The sequence below is a fragment of the Kitasatospora sp. NPDC059722 genome (assembly GCF_042733235.1).
Lineage (GTDB): Bacteria > Actinomycetota > Actinomycetes > Streptomycetales > Streptomycetaceae > Kitasatospora.
In genome coordinates this window covers 82196-99493 of the sequence record NZ_JBHWGD010000022.1, presented here as the reverse complement: position 1 = coordinate 99493, position 17298 = coordinate 82196, and the positions used below count along the sequence as shown (strand labels likewise).

Genomic DNA, 17298 nt, shown 5'->3' with positions numbered 1-17298 from the left:
GGGGGGCCCCCCCCGGGCGGGGGGGCGGGGGGGCGCGGGGGGGGGTTAACCGCCCCCCCCCCCCCCCGCGGGGGCGGGGGGGGGGGGGCGCGGGACGGTTGCCGTGGGCGGGTGACGGGCGGGTGACGGGCGGGTGGCGCGGGCTCAGCCGCTGCGGCGCAGCAGGGTGATCCGCGAGCGGGTGAGCAGGGTGGCGAGGCCGACGGCGATGATCGGCAGGCCGATCACGAGGAGGCCGACGTTGCCCCACGGGACGATCACCAGGGAGCGGTTGGCCATCTCCTCGGGGCTGATGCCGGGGTAGGGCTCGACCGCGCCGAGGACCTTGCGCAGGGCGACGGCGGGGACGGCTCCGCAGACGATGCCGAGGAGGGTGCCCATGGCGGCGATGACGCCGCACTGGAAGCCGGAGAGCGTGCGCCGGATCCGGGGTGTGGCGCCGACGGCGGCGAGGGTGGTGAGGTCGCGCTGGGAGTCGGCGGCGGCGAGTCCGGTGGCGATGCCGGCGGCGCCGAGGGCGACGAGGGCGGCGAAGCCGGCCAGGCCGAGGCTGATGAGGTCGCCCTTGGGCTGGTAGCCGCGTTCGACCGAGAACTCGGTGTGGTCGGCGAGTTTGCCGATGGCACCGGCGGCCTTCTGCTCGGCGCCGTCGCTGGGTGCGGTGGCGGGCAGCCAGACGGAGCCCCCGTCCACGACGCCGAGGCCGAGGCGGCGGGCGGTGTCGGGGCTGATGACGGCGATGCCGGTCTGGATGGGCGAGTTGGCGAGGTAGGCGTCGATGGTGGTCTCGTGCCGGCGCTTGCGGTCCTCTTCCTCCGACGGGACGTAGGGGGCGGACTTGGTGCCGGCGGCGGGCAGCGGCATCGGGTCGTTGGTCTGGAGGATCAGTTTGCCGTCCTTGATGTAGCGCGGGTCGAGGACGACGGCCTTGCCGTCGGCGAGGGCCTGGACGGCGGCCGGGTCGGTGATGCCGTGCAGGTTGCGCAGCATGGTGGCGTCACCGGCGCCGATGCCGCCGTAGACGGAGGTGCCGCGTCGGCCGGCGTTGAACTGGCAGCGCTTGTCGTCGTGGCGCAGCCGCTTGATCTCGTCGGAGGAGAGGCTGCCGTGGTCGTCCTCCAGGGGGCAGCGGAGGTCCTTGGGCAGGAGGGGAGAGATCCATCCGCAGGTGCCCTGGTGTTCCCCGCAGCCGGCGGGGTAGGTGAGCTTCTTGACGTCGGCGCGCGGGCCGAGGTCGGGGACGCTGGATTCGACGGCGTCACGCATCCGGGGCAGGAGGGAGCCGTCGGAGGCGGCGCCCCAGCCGGTGCCGAGGAGGACCGCGCCGGCGGGGGCGGAGGCCTCGTAGCCGCGGCGGTTCTGTTCGTCGGTGCTGGCGGCGTAGATGGACACGGCGACGGAGCCGGCGACGGCGGCCATGACGGCGGCGACGGCGGGGGCGGTGCGGCCGCGGTGGCGCACCGAGTCGCGCAGGGCGAGGCGGGGGCCGAGCGGCAGCCAGCGGCCGGTGCGGCCGAAGAGGCCGACGAGGTAGGGCACCAGGGCGACCATCCCGAGTTCGGCGATCATCGAGCCGCCGAGGACGGCGATGGTGCGGCTGGCGATGCCGCTGGCGGCGCCGAGCAGGGCGAGGGCGGTGCCGCCGCCGAGCATGAGGAGGCCGAGGAGGGCGAGCCAGCGGTTGGGCGGCTTGAGGGAGTCGCGGCCGGTGAGTGCGGAGACGACCTCCTGGCGGGCGGCCTGGACGGCCGGGACGATGGCCGCGAGCAGGCCGGTGACGACGCCGATGAGCAGGACCCCGGCGAGGTCGAGCGGCTGGAGGGCGAAGTGCCCGAAGCGGTGGCCGGCGTAGTCCTCGGCGCGGGTGCGCAGGAGGGCGACGAGGCCGATGCCGACGGCGAGGCCGGCCGCGGCGCCGGTGGTGCCGAGGACGACGCCGCCGCCGAGGACGACGGCGCGGATCTGGGCGCGGTCACCGCCGCCGGCGGCGATCAGGCCGAGCTGCCGCCGGGAGCGCCTGGCCCCGACGGCGAAGGCGGGGCCCGCGAGGAGCACGATCTCCAGGAGGGCCATGCCGACGACGGTGCCGAGGATGACGATGGCGGTGCGGTCGAGGAGCGCGGGTCCGGTGCCGTTGTTCTGGTCGGCGTAGAAGGGGACGGCGGCGCGCGGCGGCGGGTCGAGGAGGACGGCGCGGGAGGCGGCGGTGAAGCCGTACTTGTTGAGTTCGGTGACCTTGGGCCAGTCGAGCACGGTGCCGGCGGGCATCTTGACGAGCCAGTTGCCGCCCGTGCGCGGGGTCGCGCCGGGGAGTTTGGCGAGTGGTTCGACGAGTTCCCCGGGGCGGGCGACGAGGGTGGTGGCGCTGAGGTCGCCGGGGTACTCGACGACGCCGGTGATGGTGAAGGGGGTGGCGTCGAGGCCGCGGACGGTGGTGGTGGCGCCGAGCCCCAGGCCGGAGCGGTCGAGGAAGGTGCGGGTCACGGCGATCTCGCGGGGGGCGCTCGGTGCGCGGCCCCCGACGATGTTGATCTTGCCGCGCCAGACGGGGTCGGTGAGGTCGGCCTCGGTCGTGTCGACGGAGATGAGGCCCTCGGCGCTGCTGGTGGCGGTGTAGGAGCCCATGCGCTCGGGGACGAGGGTGGTGCCGGCGGGCAGGAGGGCGGCGGCGAGTGCGGCGGGGTCCGTGTCGCGGCTGCGTTGCTGTTCGGGCGTGAGGTCGGGTGCGCCCGCCTTGGTGGCGACGGGCTGCTCGAAGCTGCTGCCCTCGCTGGGGTCGGGGGCCTGCTTGATCGTCACGCCGCCTTCGAGGAAGCGCAGTTCCGCGTCGGACCGGCCCATCAGGCGGGTGGCGCGTTCGGCGGGGCTGAGCTGGGCGCTGCGGTAGACGACGTCGGCGCCGGTGACGCCGAGGACGGGCAGGGCGACCATGGCGACCACGAGGGCGCTGCGGCCCTTGGCGCGCAGGGCGTCGCGGCGGGCTATGCGCAGGGCGACCCGCCAGGAGCTGAACTTCACTCCTCCCCCTGGCGCTTGGCGTTGGTGGCGGCGCTGACGAGCAGGCTGCCGGCGTCCTGGCTGATGCTCTCGTCGACCATGCGGCCGTCGCGCAGGAAGACGACGCGGTCGGCCCAGGCGGCGTGGCGGGCCTCGTGGGTGACCATCATGGCGGCGGCGCCGGCGTCGCAGCGGGCGCGCAGGACGGCGAGGACGGCCTCGCCGGTGGTGGAGTCGAGGGCGCCGGTGGGTTCGTCGGCGAGGACGAGGCGGCGGTCGCCGATGAGGGCGCGGGCGATGGCGACGCGCTGCTGCTGGCCGCCGGACATGTCGTCGGGGAAGCGGTCGGCGAGCTCGGGGATGCCGAGCTCCTCCAGCGCGGCGAGGGCCTCGCGGCGGGCGGCGCGGGCGGAGAGGCCGTCCAGTTCGCGCGGGAGGGAGATGTTCTCGGCGGCGGTGAGGGCCGGGATCAGGTTGTAGTCCTGGAAGACGTAGCCGACGGAGCGGCGGCGGACCTCGGCGAGGCGCTTGCGGCTCAGGCCGCCGAGGGCGACGCCCTCGACGAGGACCTGGCCGCCGGTCGGGGTGTCGAGGCCGCCGGCGAGGGTGAGCAGGGTCGACTTGCCGGAGCCGGACGGGCCCATGACGGCGACGAACTCGCCGGGATTGACCCGCAGGTCGATCTGGCGCAGGGCGTGCACCTCTGCTGCGCCCTGGCCGTGCACCCGGCTGATGCCGTCCAGGTGCAGGACGGGCCGGACGCCGGTGCTGGTCGGGTCTGTGTAGGACACGGTCCCCCCTCTTGCTGGTTGTGGGCCCGGTCGCGGCCGGGCCGGTGGATCGGTGACGTCGGTGGGGCCCCGGCGGGCCGGGGCCGCGCGCCGCCGGGGCGGGGCGGGGCCCGCGGCGCTAGGACCGCGTGCGGCGCCGGCCGGGGCGGAACGTGCGGCCGGGTTCCTGGCCGGCGGCCCCGCCCGCCTCGGCGGCCTCGGTAGCCTCGGCGGCCCGGGCCTGCTGGAGCTCGGCCTGCTGGGCGAGGCGGGTCTCGCAGTGGTCGAGCCAGCGGATCTCGGCCTCGGTCTGGAAGATCAGCTGTTCGAGGACGAGCAGCCAGGCGAGGTCGCTGCCCGCCGAGGCGGGCGCGGCGCCGGCGCCGGGCCGGGCCTCGCCGGCCAGGGCCCGGCCCTTGAGCCGGGTGTAGTCCTGGAGCGCCTTGATGCTGTGCCGGCGCTGGCCCTGGACGACGGCGGAGACGTCGACCCCGGGCACGGTGACGGCCATCGCGAGCTTGATCGCGAGTTCGTCGCGCGGCGGGTTGGTGCGCGGCACCGGGGTGTCGAACCAGGCGCGCAGTTCGGCCCGGCCGGCCTCGGTGACGGCGTAGAACTGGTGGCCCTCGTCGTCCTCCCCCGCGGGTTCGACCAGGCCGTCGCGCTCCAGGCGGGCGAGCGTGGTGTAGACCTGCCCGACGTTGAGCGGCCAGGTGGCGCCGGTGCGCGCCTCGAAGTCGGTGCGCAGCTGGTAGCCGTAGCGCGGGCCCTGGTCGAGCAGGGCGAGCAGACCGTGACGGATGGACATACTCAGTATGTATACCCGGTATGCCCTCCCGGCTCAAGCGACGCGACCGGCCCCGGCGAGCGGGTACCGTCGTGCGGTGTGAGCCACTTGCGCATCGCCACCTTCAACCTGCTGCACGGTCAGCCGCTCGCCGCGGACGGCGCCCCGCGGCCCTATCCGGCCGACGCCGGCGACCCGTTGGCGCAGGCGGTGGCCGCGCTGGACGCGGACGTCCTGGCCCTGCAGGAGGTGGACCGCCACCAGTCGCGCTCGGGTTGCACCGACCAGGCGGCCGTCGCCGCCAAGGCGATGGGGGCCGCCGACTGGCGCTTCGCCGCCGCGCTGCACGGGCGCCCGGCGCCGGTGGCCGGCTGGGTGCGCGAGCCGTCCGGGCCGAACGGCCTGAAGGTGTACGGGCCGGGCGAGGTCGGCGACGGCGCCGCGCCCTCGTACGGGACGGCGCTGCTGACCCGGCTGCCGGTGCGCCACTGGCGGGCCCGGCGCTTCGCCCCGGCGCCGTTCGGGCTGCCGCTGCGGGTGGCCGGGCGGCGCGGCCTGACCCCCGTGCCGGACGAGCCGCGGGCCGCCCTCGCGGCGGTGCTGGAGGGCGAGCGCGGCCCGTTCACGGTGGTGGCCGCGCACCTGTCCTTCGTGCCCGGGTGGAACATGGCGCAGCTGGCCGGCATCCGGCGCTGGATCGCGGACCTGCCGCAGCCGTACCTGGTGCTGGGCGACTTCAACCTGGTGGGCGCGGTGCCGCGCACGGTGCTCGGCGGGGCGACGGCGCTGGAGCGCACCGCGCCGCGCACGCGCGTGCGGGAGCTGCGCGAGGCGCGGCGGGCCCGGCCGGTGCTGGCCGGGCCGCGCCGGCGGCGGGTGCGCGAGCCGCGGGCCCGGCTGCAGGGCTGGTACGACCTGGCGCGCACGCCGACGTACCCGTCGCACCGGCCCGCGGTGCAGTTCGACCACGTGCTGGCGGTCGGTGTGCCGCGGACCGCGGTGGGCCCGGCGGCGGCGCCGCACACCGGGGTGTCGGACCACCGGCCGCTGGTGGTCGAGGTGGCGCTGTAGCCTCCGGCCCTCGGCCGTTGCGGCCCCGGGCCTCAGTTGAGGTGCGAGAGGGCCCCGTTCTGGTGCGGGACGTGGGCGATCTGGGCGGACTGGGGTTCGTACTGGAGGAGCAGCATGGCCGCGTCGTCGCCGAGCTGGCGCCCGACGTGGCGCACGACGTCCTCGTGCAGGCGCAGCAGGACGTCGGCCGGGCGGCCGTCGGCGCAGTGCGGGAGGCGTTCGGCGAGCGGGTAGAAGGCGCCGGAGCGGTCCCGGGCCTCGATGACGCCGTCGGTGAAAAGCAGCACCCGGTCCCCGGGCAGCAGGGCCGTGCGGTGCACCGGCGGGCGGACGTCGGCCGGGTCGAGGACGCCCAGCGGCGGCACGGTCTCGGCGAGTTCGAGCGGGCGGACCTCGGCGCCGCGCAGCAGGAGCGGCGACGGGTGCCCGCAGTTGACGATCTGGGCGGTGCCGTCCGGGGCGACGCCGATCAGCACGAGGGTGACGAACTCCTCCTCGACGCCGGGGTGGTCGTTCTCGTGCAGGGCCCGGTCGAGGCTGACGGCGAGCCAGCCGGCCACCCGGTCCAGCGCGGGCTCCTGGTGCGCGGCCTCGCGGAAGGCGCCGAGGACGGCGGCGGCCGTCTCGACCGCGCCGAGGCCCTTGCCGCGCACGTCGCCGACCACGGCCCGGACGCCGTGGCGGGTGTTGACGACCTCGTACAGGTCGCCGCCGATCCGCGCGTGGGCGGCGGCGGCCTCGTAGTGGACGGCCGCGCGGACGGTGCCGACCCGCTCGGGGACGGGCCGCAGCAGCACGCGGCGGGCGATCGAGGCGACCAGCTGCGCGTCGGCGAGCGCCCGTTCCTGGCGCAGGCGCAGGGTGGCGCTGACCCAGCCGATCGCCGCGACCAGGACGATCGCGACGACGCTGGCGGCGTGCACGGACTGGCCGAGCGCGTCGCCGCGGAAGGCCATCAGGAAGGCCACGGCCTCGGTGCACAGGCCGATGGCGAGCGGGTACCAGGTGCGGCGGCTGACCACGGCGGCCAGCGCGGGTACGGCGGTGAGGGCGGGTTCGACCGTGACCTCGGTGCCGCTGACGTAGTCGAGGAGGACGATCAGCGCCATGCCGATGTAGGGCAGCGCGAGCGCCGTCCTCGGCCAGGTGCCGGTCGTGCCCGGAGCGGGTCCCGGGGTCGGCCCGGTGAACCGCTCTCTGATCCATCCGGTCGCGCTCAACTTCGGTTTCTCCAGCAGAAGACGCCGATGCCCGGAGGCACCTGCGGCGATGACTGAGGGTTAGGAAATGCGGGCCTCGCCGGCGGCCGGAGTACGGGGGTTGACCGGTTACCGACCCCACAATAGGCGCGAAACGTGCACTACGCACAGGTTTCGCCCGTTGCCATGATGACTTGGATGCTCTCCGTGACTCATTCTTCACTGTTCCCGATCAGGAGCCGTTCCAACTCTTTTCGGTCGGGAAGTCCTGACGGTCGCACGACGCGCCCGCTGCGGACGTACAGGAACGACGCCGTGACCTGCTCCGGCGGGACTCCCGCGTACTCGGCCCACGCGACCCGGTAGACCGCGAGCTGCAGCGGGTCGGCGGTCTCCTCGCGGTGGGTCTTCCAGTCCACCACTTCGTAGCGTGACGCACCACCGGATCCTGACGTTTCGTCACCTTCCCGGTAGACCGCGTCGATCCGGCCGCGCACCACCCGGCCCGCCAGCACCAGCTGGAACGGCGCCTCCACCCGGTACGGGCGCCGGCCGGCGTACGGGGTGCGCAGGAACGCCTCCTTGAGGCGCTCCAGGTCCTGCTCGTCCTCGACGCCGTCGTCGTCCGCGCCGGGCAGCGCGCCGGGCTCGACCAGCAGCAGCGGTTCGATCCGGGACTGCACCCACGCGTGGAAGCGCGTGCCCCGGCGGGCCGCGGGCTGCGGGGGGCGCGGCATCGGGCGGGCGAGGTCGTGCGCGAAGCCGTCCGGGTCGGCGGCCAGGCGCAGCAGCTGGGTGGCGGACAGGGCGGCGGGCAGCGGCACCTCCCGGACGCTGCGCCGGGTCCGCTCCAACTCGCCCAGCAGGGCGGTGAGATCGCGGTCCCAGGACTCGACCTGGCGGCGGTCCTCGGCGCCCATCGGCTCCGGGTCAGGGGCGGGCGCGCCGGCGAGGCGGGCGCGCACGACGCCGGCGACGCGGCGCCGGGCGTGCTGGGCGGCCGGGTCCAGCGGCAGCGGCCAGGGCCGCTCGGCGGGCGCGGCGAGGGCCGGGTTCTCGGCGCCCTTCTCCGGCTGCTCGGCCCAGTGCTCGATCTCGCCCGCGCCGGGCCGCTCGCAGTGCTCCCGCAGCTGTTCGAGGAACGCGGACGGGCCGCGGACGGTCTTCTGGGTGGGCCCCCACCAGTGGCCGGAGGCGAGCAGCAGGGAGCGCGGCCGGGTGAACGCGACGTAGCCGAGGCGCAGTTCCTCGACGCCGGAGTGCTCGGCCAGCTCCTTCTTGAACGCGGCCACCGACTTGGCGTTCCACCCGCCGCGCACGTCGGGCAGGGTGGCGGCGTCACCGCGCAGGGCGTGCGGGAGCACGCGCTTGGTGCTGGTCCAGCGCTCGCGCGGGCTGCCGGAGGGGAACGCGCCCTTCACCAGGCCGGGCACGGCGACGACGTCCCACTCCAGGCCCTTGGACTTGTGGGCGGTGAGGACCTTCACGGTGTCCTCGCCGCCGGGCAGGCTGCTGTCCAGGCCGCGCTCGTACTCCTGGGCGGCGCGCAGGAAGCCGAGGAAGGCGGCGAGGCCCGGGTCGCCGTCGAGGTCGGCGAAGGAGGCGGCGACGTCCAGGAAGGCGTGCAGGGTCTCGCGGCGGCGGGCGGCCAGTGCCTGCGGGGAGGCGGCGAGTTCGACCTCCAGGCCGGTGGCGGCGAGGACCCGGTGCAGGACGTCCATCAGCGGCTCGGACAGCGAGCGGCGCAGGTCGCGCAGCTCCTGGGCGAGGCGGGCGAAGCGCACCCGGGCCTCGGCGGAGAACGGCAGGTCGTCGGTCTGATCGCCCTGATCGGCGTCGAGGAAGGTCTCCAGGGCGTCGGCCAGCGAGACCACCTCGGTCGGGTCGGTCTCGGCGACGGCGGCGGCCAGCGCCTCCACGCCCTCGGGCCGGCCGGTGCGCACGAGGTCGGCGGCGCGGCGCCCGAGCAGGGCGAGGTCGCGCGGGCCGATCCGCCAGCGCGGGCCGATCAGCAGCCGCACCAGGGCCGCGTTCGCGGTCGGGTCCTGGAGCACCTCGCAGACCGCGACCAGGTCGGCCACCTCGGGCAGCTGGAGCAGCCCGCCGAGGCCGACCACCTCGACCGGCACATCGCGGGCCACCAGCGCCGCGTGGATGTCCGGGAAGGCGGCGCCGCCGCGGCACAGCACGGCGATCCGGCCGGGCGCGGTGCCGGTGCGCACGAGGTGGGCGACGGAGTCGGCGAGCCAGTCGACCTCCTCCGCGTGGGTGGGCAGCAGCGCGGCCCGGACGAAGCCGTCGTGCTCGGCGCCGGGAGCCGGGCGCAGCGCCTCGACGCCCTCGTGCATGGCGCGCAGCGGCGCGGCGAGTTCGTTGGCGAAGGCGAGCAGGCGCCCGCCGCTGCGGCGGTTCTCGCTGAGCGCGTAGCGGGCGGCGGGCCGGCCGCCGGCCCGCGGGAAGTGCCGGGGGAACTCGTCGAGGTTGGCGACGGAGGCGCCGCGCCAGCCGTAGATCGCCTGGCAGGGGTCGCCGACGGCGGTGACGGGGTGGCCGCCGCCACGGCCCTCGGGCCCGGCGCCGAACAGCCCGGCGAGCATGAGCCGCTGGGCGACGGAGGTGTCCTGGTACTCGTCGAGCAGCACGACCCGGTACTGGCCGCGCAGGAGTTCGCCGACCTCGGGGCGGCGCTGGGCGAGCCGGGCGGCGGCCGCTATCTGGTCGCCGAAGTCCATCAGTCCGGCGGCGGCCTTGCGGCGCCGGTAGTCCTCGACCAGGCGCAGCAGTTCGAGCCGGGCGCGGGCGGTGGCGGGGACGGCCCGCAGGTCGTCGTTGGTGAGCTTGGCCGTGGCGAGGGCGTCGAGCAGGTCCTCGTCGTGGGCGCGCAGGGTGTCGGGTTCGACGAGGTGTTCGGCGAGTTCGCCGTCGAGGGCGATGAGGTCGGCGACGAGGTTGGCGAAGGTGCCGGTGAGGGCGGGGAACGGGCCGGGGCTGGTGCGCAGCACCTTGGCGGCGAGCTGGAAGCGGGTGGCGTCGGCGAGCAGCCGCACGTCGGGTTCGACGCCGATGCGCAGGCCGTGCTCCTTGAGGAGGCGCCCGGCGAAGGCGTGGTAGGTGGAGATCTCGGGTTCGCCGAGCGGCTCGGCGTCGTCAGAGTCGGCGACGCCGGCGCGCAGGAGGGCGGTGCGCACGCGTTCGGCGAGCTCGCCGGCGGCCTTGTTGGTGAAGGTGAGGCCGAGGACCTCCTCGGGGCGCACGGCGCCGGAGCCCACCAGCCACACCACCCGGGCGGCCATCACGGTGGTCTTGCCGGAGCCGGCGCCGGCGACGATCACGGCGGGTTCGAGGGGGGCGCCGATGGCCGCCATCTGCTCCCGGTTGAACGGGATCCCGAGCAGCTCCTTGAGCTGGTCGGGATGGCTGAGCACGGCGGTCACCCCGCAACGTTAACCGGAGCGGCGGACATTCTTTGCCCCGCGACCATCACTCCACCAGCTGGGCCCCGTCGCGCTGGGCCGAGCAGCTGCGCCGGAACGCGCAGCGGTCGCAGCCGCCGCCGGTGCGGGGCACGAAGCGCTCGGCGAGGACGCGTCCGGCGGCCTCGGCGAGCAGGTTCTCGATCCACGGCTCGCCCTCGGGCGGCTCCTGGCGCTGCACCTTGGGGGCGTCCTGGGCGGCCTTGGCGGCCGGCTCGCGCAGGTGGACCAGCTCGGCGCCGCCGGCGTGCGGGGCGCCGCCGGCGAAGCCGGGCAGCTCGTTCAGCGCCCCGGCCCGGACGGCGAGCTGGTAGACGGCGAGCTGCTTGTGCTCGGGCAGCGACTTGTCGGTGGGGATCTGCTTGCCGGTCTTGAAGTCGACGACGTAGGCGCGCCCGGCCGCGTCCTTCTCGACCCGGTCCATCGAGCCGCGGATGCGCACCGAGACGCCGCTGACGTCAAGGGTGACGTCGAAGCCGTGCTCGGTGGCGACGAGGTCGCGGCCGCGTTCGAGGACGTGCCAGTTGAGGAAGCGCTCCAGGGCGGCGCGGGCCTCGGTCTTCTCCTGCCGGGACTTCCACGGCGCGTCGAAGGCCAGCGCGTCCCAGACGGTGTCCAGGCGCTCCATGAGGACGGCGAGGTCGGCGGGGGTGCGCCCGGAGCCGACCTCGTCGGCGAGGGCGTGGACGACGTTGCCGAAGCCCTGGGCGGCCGAGCTGCGGACCTGGGCCTTGACCTCCTTGTCCAGGAACCACTGCAGCGAGCAGTTCTCCAGCTGCTCCAGGCCGCTGCCGGACAGCCGCACCGGCAGGTCGGGGCCGCGCAGCGGCTCGGGGGCGGCGGTCGGGTCGTCCAGGCCCCACCAGCGCTCGGGGTGGGCGGCGGGCACGAGCGGCAGCCCGTCCTCGTCCGCGGCGGCGGCGAGGACGGCGAGGCGTTCGGCGGCGGCCCGGCGCAGCTCGGGCGAGCGGGCCGGGTCGACGGTGACGGCGCGCAGCTCGGCGACGAGCGCGTGGACGGCGAGCGGGCGGCGCGGGCGGTGGGTGACGTCCTCGACGGTGACGGGCGGGGTGCGGCGCACGACGCGGCCGGTCCCGGGGTCGACGTCGTCGCGGTAGAGCTCGCGCAGGAAGCGGGAGGGCTCGTCGCCGTCCTCGGCGGGCGCCTTGACGGCGGTGACGATCAGCCGTTCCTTGGCGCGCGTCGCGGCGACGTAGAAGAGGCGGCGTTCCTCGCCGAGCAGGGCGGCCGGGGAGAGCGGTTCGGCGAGGCCGTCGCGGCCGATCCGGTCGGCCTCCAGGAGGGAGCCGCGGCGGCGCAGGTCGGGCCAGAGGCCGTCCTGGACGCCGGCGACGACGACCAGGCGCCACTCCAGGCCCTTGGAGCGGTGGGCGGTCATGAGCCGGACGGCCTCGGGGCGCACGGTGCGCACGGTGAGGGTGTCGGCGGCGATGTCCTGGGCCTCCAGCTCGGCGAGCAGGTCGAGGGCGCTGCGGTGGCCGGTGACCTGCTCCTCGGCGCGGGCGGCGGTCTCGAACAGGGCGCACAGCGCGTCGAGGTCGCGGTCGGCGTTGCGGCCGGCGGCGCCGCCGCGCAGGGCGGCCCGCTCCAGGCGCTCGCGCCAGCGGCGGCTGCCCTCCCACAGCGCCCACAGGGCGTCCTCGGCGGTGCAGCCGCCGGCGAGCGCCTCGCGGACCTTGCGCAGCAGCGTGCCGAGGTCGCGGGCGCGCCGGGCGGGGGTGCCGCGGGCGTGGAGGGGGTCGAGGGCGACGAGCCGCTCGGGCTCGGCGAGGGCCTCGCGCACCAGCTCGCCGGCCGGGCGCAGCGCCGCGGCGGGGCGGCCGTCGGCGCGCAGCGCGGCGCGTTCCTCCTCGCGCAGGGCGCGGCCGAGGCGGCGCAGGTCGGAGCCGTCGAGGCCGCCGAGGGGGCCGGTGAGCAGGGCGTGGGCGGTGTCGGTGGTGAGGGGATCGGCGGCGTCCGGGTCGCCGTGCCGGTCGCGGGCGGCCTGCTCGGCGCAGACCCGCAGGGCGAGCAGCAGCTGGGCGACGGCGGGCTCCTCGCGCAGCGGCAGGTCGTCGCCGTCGATCTCCAGGGGCACGCCGGCCGCGCCGAGGGCGCGCCGCACGCCCGGTATGGAGCGGGCGCCGGCCCGGACGAGGACGGCCATCTCGCCCCACGGCACGCCGTCCTCCAGGTGGGCGCGGCGCAGCAGGTCGGCGACGGAGTCGAGCTCGGCGCCGGGGGTCGGGTAGGTGTAGACCTCGACCCGGCCGCCCTCGCGGGAGGGCAGCAGGGCGCGGTGCTGGGCGAGCTTGTCGGCGGGCAGGCGGCCCATCGGCATGCGGCGGGCGAGTTCGCGGGAGGCGGCGAGCAGGACGGCGCCGGAGCGGCGGGAGACGCGCAGCACCCGGACGTCGGCGGGGGTGCCGTCGGCGCGGGGGAAGGCCTGCGGGAAGTCGAGGATGCCGTTGATGTCGGCGCCGCGGAAGGCGTAGATCGACTGGTCGGGGTCGCCGACGGCGACGAGGTCGCGCCCCCCGCCGGCGAGCCGGCGCAGCAGGCGGACCTGGGAGGGGTCGGTGTCCTGGTACTCGTCGACGAAGACGACGTCGTAGCGGGCGCGCAGGTCCTCGGCGACCTCGGGGCGCTCGGCGAGCAGGACGGCGCGGTGGACGAGCTCGGCGTAGTCGAGGACGCCGCGCAGGTCGAGGACGTCGAGGTAGTCGGCGAGGAAGTGGGCGGCGGCGGCCCAGTCGGGGCGCTGGACGCCCTGGGCGAAGCGTTCGAGCTCGGCCTCGCCGAGGCCGAGCTCGCGGCTGCGGGCGAGGACGGCGCGGACCTCGTCGGCGAAGCCGCGGGTGGTCAGGCAGGCGCGCAGGTCCAGCGGCCAGGGGATGCGGGAGCTGCCGAGGCGGGCGTCCTCGGCGCCGCCGGCGAGCAGTTCGCGGACCATGACGTCCTGCTCGGGGCCGGACAGCAGGCGCAGCGGCTCGGCGTAGTCGGCCGGGTCCTGGTGGGCGCGCAGGAGGGCGTAGCAGAAGGAGTGGAAGGTGGTCGCCTGCGGGGCGGGGGTGGAGGTGGCGAGGCGTCCGGACATCCGGTCGCGCAGCTCCATGGCGGCCTTGCGGCTGAAGGTGAGGACCAGGATCCGCTCGGGGTCGGTGCCGCGCTCGATGCGCCGGGCGACGGCCTCGACGAGCGTGGTGGTCTTGCCGGTGCCCGGCCCGGCGAGCACCAGCAGCGGCCCGCCGGGGTGCTCGACCACGGCGCGCTGGTACTCGTCCAGCGCGGGCGGTGCGGGCTGGACGAGCGGGCTGCGCACGAGCCGGAAGGGGGTGCTCACGCGCCCGCCTCGCTACGCTCGGCAGGGGCGTTCGCCCATGCGCACTTCTTGATGGTTCGCTCGCTGCTCTCGCTCACGCGCCCGCCTCGCTACGCTCGGCAGGGGCGTTCGCCCATGCGCACTTCTTGATGGTTCGCTCGCTGCGCTCGCTCACGCGCCCGCCTCGCTACGCTCGGCAGGGGCGTTCACCCATGCGCACTTCTTGATGGTTCGCTCGCTGCGCTCGCTCACGGAGGTTCCTGGGGTCGAACAGGGGCATGACGGGGGCGGGCCGCGCGGGCCCGCCCGCATCGAGCCTACGATCCTGCCCCGTCAATCCCCTCGGCGTCCCGGGTTCAGGGGGGATTGGGAACCGTCCCAGCGGGCGCGCTTGAGGTCCACGCGCGGCGGGTCGGAGAGTTCGCGCAGCGGGGTGCCCTCCTCGCCGTAGTGGGCGAGGGCACGCTGCTCGTGGCCGGGCAGGAAGCGTCCGTCGGCGCGGATCACCCGCCACCAGGGCACCGAGCCGCCGTACAGGGCCATGACCCGCCCGACCTGGCGCGGACCGCCCTGGCCGAGGTACTCGGCAACGTCCCCGTAGGTCATCACCCGGCCGGGTGGAATCCGCTCGGTCAGGTCGAGAACCAGTTCGGCGAAGGGCGGCAGGTCCGCCGGGAAGCCGTCGTCGTCAGCGTCCGTCACCTGCGGCATTCTTCCTTATGGGGGCGCGTGCGGAACCCCGCGGATTCGATCCGCCGCGCCCGATCCGGCCCCTGTCCAGCACGGGGGGCCGGGGCATGCCACCATCTTCCGGGGCGGTGAGTGGTGATACGAGGACAAGACCAGATGACCGGGACGGCAGACGTGGGCGCGCACGAGGACTCCGACGAGTCCGCCGCCCGCATGCCCGCAGGTCCCGGCGGTGAGCCCGCTCCCGGGCCCGCGCCGGAAGTCTCCCTGATCAAGGACCGTACGATCAAGACCCCCCAGCCGACCGGCCCCGCCGCGACCCCGACCGTGCCGCTGCCCGAGCCCGCCCAGGCGCCCGAGGCGGGCCCGCGTCCCACCGGCGCGGCCGTCCCCGGGGCCGGCCCGGAGCCGGTGCCCGCCCCCGAGCCGGTGCCCGCCCCCGAGCCGGCGCCCGCGCCCGACGCCACGACCGCGGAACACGCGCTCGCGTCCTTCCACGACCCGCTGGACGACACCCCGCACCTGGACGTCGACGAGCCGCTGCTCGCCGCCCGCGCGCACCGCCCGACCGACCTCCTGCGCTTCCTCGCCGGCGTCTTCGGGATAGTCGCCGTGTTCGTCCTGGCCGGCGTGGCGACCTCGACCACCACCGGCATCGAGCAGGACATCGCGACCAACGCGCCGCGCTTCTCCGCGGTGCTGTCCACGATCACCGGCCTGCTCTCCAGCGTCGCGGTGCTGGCCGTGCCGCTGGCCTTCGCGGTCGAGCGGCTGATCAAACGCGACGGCCTGCGGGTCGCCGACGGCGTCCTCGCCTCGGTGCTCGCCTACGGCGTCTCGCTGGGCATCGACTGGTGGGTCGCCGAGGGCGCCTCCGAACACATCAGGGACGCCCTGACCAGGCTCCCCATGGACAGCAACGGGGCCCTGACCGACCCCGTCCACGGCTACCTGGCGCCGGTGATCGCCTACATGACCGCCGTCGGCATGTCGAGCCGACCACGATGGCGGGTCGCCCTGTGGGTCGTGGTGGTCTTCAGCGGGATCACCGAACTGCTCGGCGGCTACACCACCCCGCTGTCGCTGCTGCTCACCGTCCTGATCGGCTGGTCCGTCGCCTACGGCACGCTGTACGCGATCGGCTCGCCCAACATCCGCCCCACCGGCCAGCACCTGATGATCGGCCTGCGCAAGGTCGGCTTCACCCCGGAGAGCGCCCACCGCGCCCCCGACGCCCCCGGCGGCACCCGCCGCTACTACGTCGCGCAGCAGGACGGCCCGCCGCTGGACGTCCACATCATCGACCGCGAGCAGCAGGCCTCCGGCTTCTTCTACCGTGCCTGGCGCCGGCTGCGGCTGCGCTCGGTGGCCGTGCGCCGCAGCCCCCAGTCGCTGCGCCAGGCGCTGGAGCAGGAGGCCCTGATCGCGTACGCGGCGGCGGCCTCCGGGGCCCGCGCGCCGCAGCTGGTCGCCACCTCCGAGCTCGGCCCGGACGCCGCGATCCTCGTCTACGAGAACGTCGAGGGCCGCACCCTGGACGAGCTCTCCGACGACGAGGTCACCGACCGGGTGATGGCCTCGCTGTGGGAGTCGGTGGCCGCCCTGCACGAGCGCCGGATCGCCCACCGGCGCCTGACCGGCGAGTCGCTGCTGGTCGTCGACGACAAGACGGCCTGCCTGGTCAACCTGTCCGGCGGCGACATCGCCGCCACCGACCTGACCCTGCGCATCGACGTCGCCCAGCTGGTCACCACCTTCGCGCTGCGGATCGGCCCGGAGCGCGCCGTCGCCGCCGCCAACGCCGTGCTCGGCGCCGAACGGGTCGCCCAGGCCCTGCCGCTGCTCCAGCCCGTCGGGCTCTCCCGCTCCACCCGCATCGACCTCGCCAAGCTCTCCAAGGAGCGCAAGACCGCCGCCCGGGCCAAGGCCCTGGAGCAGGTCGCGGCCGGCGAGCGCACCCAGCAGCAGGCCGAGGAGGACATCGCGGCGGCCGGCGAGGACCTGCTCAGCCGCATCCGCGGCCAGATCCTCCAGATCGCCCCCGAGGCCCCGATGGAGCCCGCCAAGCTGGAGCGGCTGAAGCCCAAGAGCCTGATCATGGTGATCGCGCTCACCTTCGCCGCGTACCTGGCGCTGACCACCATCAAGCCCGCCCAGCTCAAGCTCTCCCAGATGGACTGGGCCTGGGCCGCGGCGGCCCTCGTGGCGGCCGCCTTCAGCTACGTCGCCGCGGCGATGAGCCTCACCGGCTTCGTGCCCGAGAAGCTGCCGTTCCGGCGCACCGTGGCCGCCCAGCTGGCCGGCTCCTTCGTCAAGCTGGTCGCCCCGGCGGCGATCGGCGGCATCGCGCTCAACACCCGCTACCTGCAGAAGGCCGGGATCCGCTCCGGTCAGGCGGTCGCCTCCGTCGGCGCCTCCCAGCTGGCGGGCCTGGCCGGGCACCTGCTGCTGCTGTTCAGCTTCGGCCTGATCACCGGCAGCCAGACCAACGGCGACCTCTCCGCCTCCCGCGCGGTGATCATCGGCGTGCTGACCGCCGCCGTGCTCGCCCTGGTCGTGGCCGCCGTCGCGCCGCTGCGCCGCTTCGTGCTGGGCCGGCTGCGCTCGCTGTTCTTCGGCGTGGTGCCGCGCATGCTCGACCTGATGCAGACGCCCAGCAAGCTGGTCACCGGCTTCGGCGGGATCCTGCTGCTGACGCTCTCGTTCACCGCCTGCCTGGACGCCTCCGTGCAGGCCTTCGGCGGCAGCGTCAGCTTCTCGGCCGTCGCCGTCGTCTTCCTGACCGCCAACGCGGCCGGCTCCGCGATCCCCACGCCGGGCGGCATCGGCCCGGTCGAGGTCGCCCTGATCGGCGCGCTCACCGTCGCCGACGTCTCCCCCGCCGTCGCCACCCCGGCGGTGTTCCTCTACCGGGCGCTCACCTTCTGGCTGCCGGTGCTGCCCGGCTGGATCGCCTACAACGTGCTCCAGCGCAAGCACGCGCTCTGAG

The 17298-nt window shown here is 75.7% G+C and carries 9 protein-coding genes; 2 read left to right on the top strand and 7 right to left on the bottom strand.

Annotation, left to right across the window (positions count from 1 at the left end; translation table 11 throughout):
• Window positions 1-144: 144 nt before the first annotated feature.
• The 3 genes from ACFV4F_RS17045 to ACFV4F_RS17035 form a co-directional block, all read right to left on the bottom strand.
• Window positions 145-3018: an FtsX-like permease family protein gene (locus ACFV4F_RS17045; RefSeq protein ID WP_380503165.1), complete on the bottom strand. Its 2874-nt coding sequence runs from the start codon at window positions 3016-3018 to the stop codon at window positions 145-147.
• The gene (locus ACFV4F_RS17040) at window positions 3015-3788 is read right to left on the bottom strand and encodes an ABC transporter ATP-binding protein (RefSeq protein ID WP_380438257.1); all 774 of its coding nucleotides are present in this window, start codon (window positions 3786-3788) and stop codon (window positions 3015-3017) included. Before ACFV4F_RS17040 ends, ACFV4F_RS17045 begins: the two co-directional genes overlap by 4 nt.
• 118 nt (window positions 3789-3906) lie before the next feature.
• Window positions 3907-4575 carry a PadR family transcriptional regulator gene (locus ACFV4F_RS17035; RefSeq protein ID WP_380503162.1) on the bottom strand — a complete coding sequence of 223 codons (669 nt, stop codon included), beginning with the start codon at window positions 4573-4575 and terminating at the stop codon, window positions 3907-3909.
• Between the two features lie 78 nt (window positions 4576-4653).
• On the opposite strand from ACFV4F_RS17035, the gene ACFV4F_RS17030 reads away from it, so the two are divergent.
• Window positions 4654-5625 (top strand): endonuclease/exonuclease/phosphatase family protein, encoded by a 972-nt coding sequence (locus ACFV4F_RS17030; protein WP_380438253.1) that lies wholly within the window; start codon window positions 4654-4656, stop codon window positions 5623-5625.
• Window positions 5626-5657: 32 nt separating this feature from the next.
• Here ACFV4F_RS17030 and ACFV4F_RS17025 read toward each other — a convergent pair whose 3' ends face one another.
• The 4 genes from ACFV4F_RS17025 to ACFV4F_RS17010 form a co-directional block, all read right to left on the bottom strand.
• On the bottom strand, window positions 5658-6845 hold the full coding sequence (locus tag ACFV4F_RS17025) for a PP2C family protein-serine/threonine phosphatase (protein WP_380438251.1): 1188 nt from the start codon (window positions 6843-6845) through the stop codon (window positions 5658-5660).
• Window positions 6846-7036: 191 nt separating this feature from the next.
• On the bottom strand, window positions 7037-10258 hold the full coding sequence (locus ACFV4F_RS17020) for a UvrD-helicase domain-containing protein (protein WP_380503160.1): 3222 nt from the start codon (window positions 10256-10258) through the stop codon (window positions 7037-7039).
• A gap of 46 nt (window positions 10259-10304) precedes the next feature.
• Complete coding sequence (locus tag ACFV4F_RS17015) at window positions 10305-13640, bottom strand: ATP-dependent helicase (protein WP_380503157.1); 3336 nt, start codon at window positions 13638-13640, stop codon at window positions 10305-10307.
• 312 nt (window positions 13641-13952) lie between these two features.
• Complete coding sequence (locus tag ACFV4F_RS17010) at window positions 13953-14330, bottom strand: MGMT family protein (protein ID WP_380503154.1); 378 nt, start codon at window positions 14328-14330, stop codon at window positions 13953-13955.
• A gap of 135 nt (window positions 14331-14465) precedes the next feature.
• On the opposite strand from ACFV4F_RS17010, the gene ACFV4F_RS17005 reads away from it, so the two are divergent.
• A complete protein-coding gene (locus ACFV4F_RS17005; RefSeq protein WP_380503151.1) occupies window positions 14466-17297 on the top strand; it encodes a flippase-like domain-containing protein in 2832 nt (943 codons plus the stop codon).
• Window position 17298: the final 1 nt, after the last annotated feature.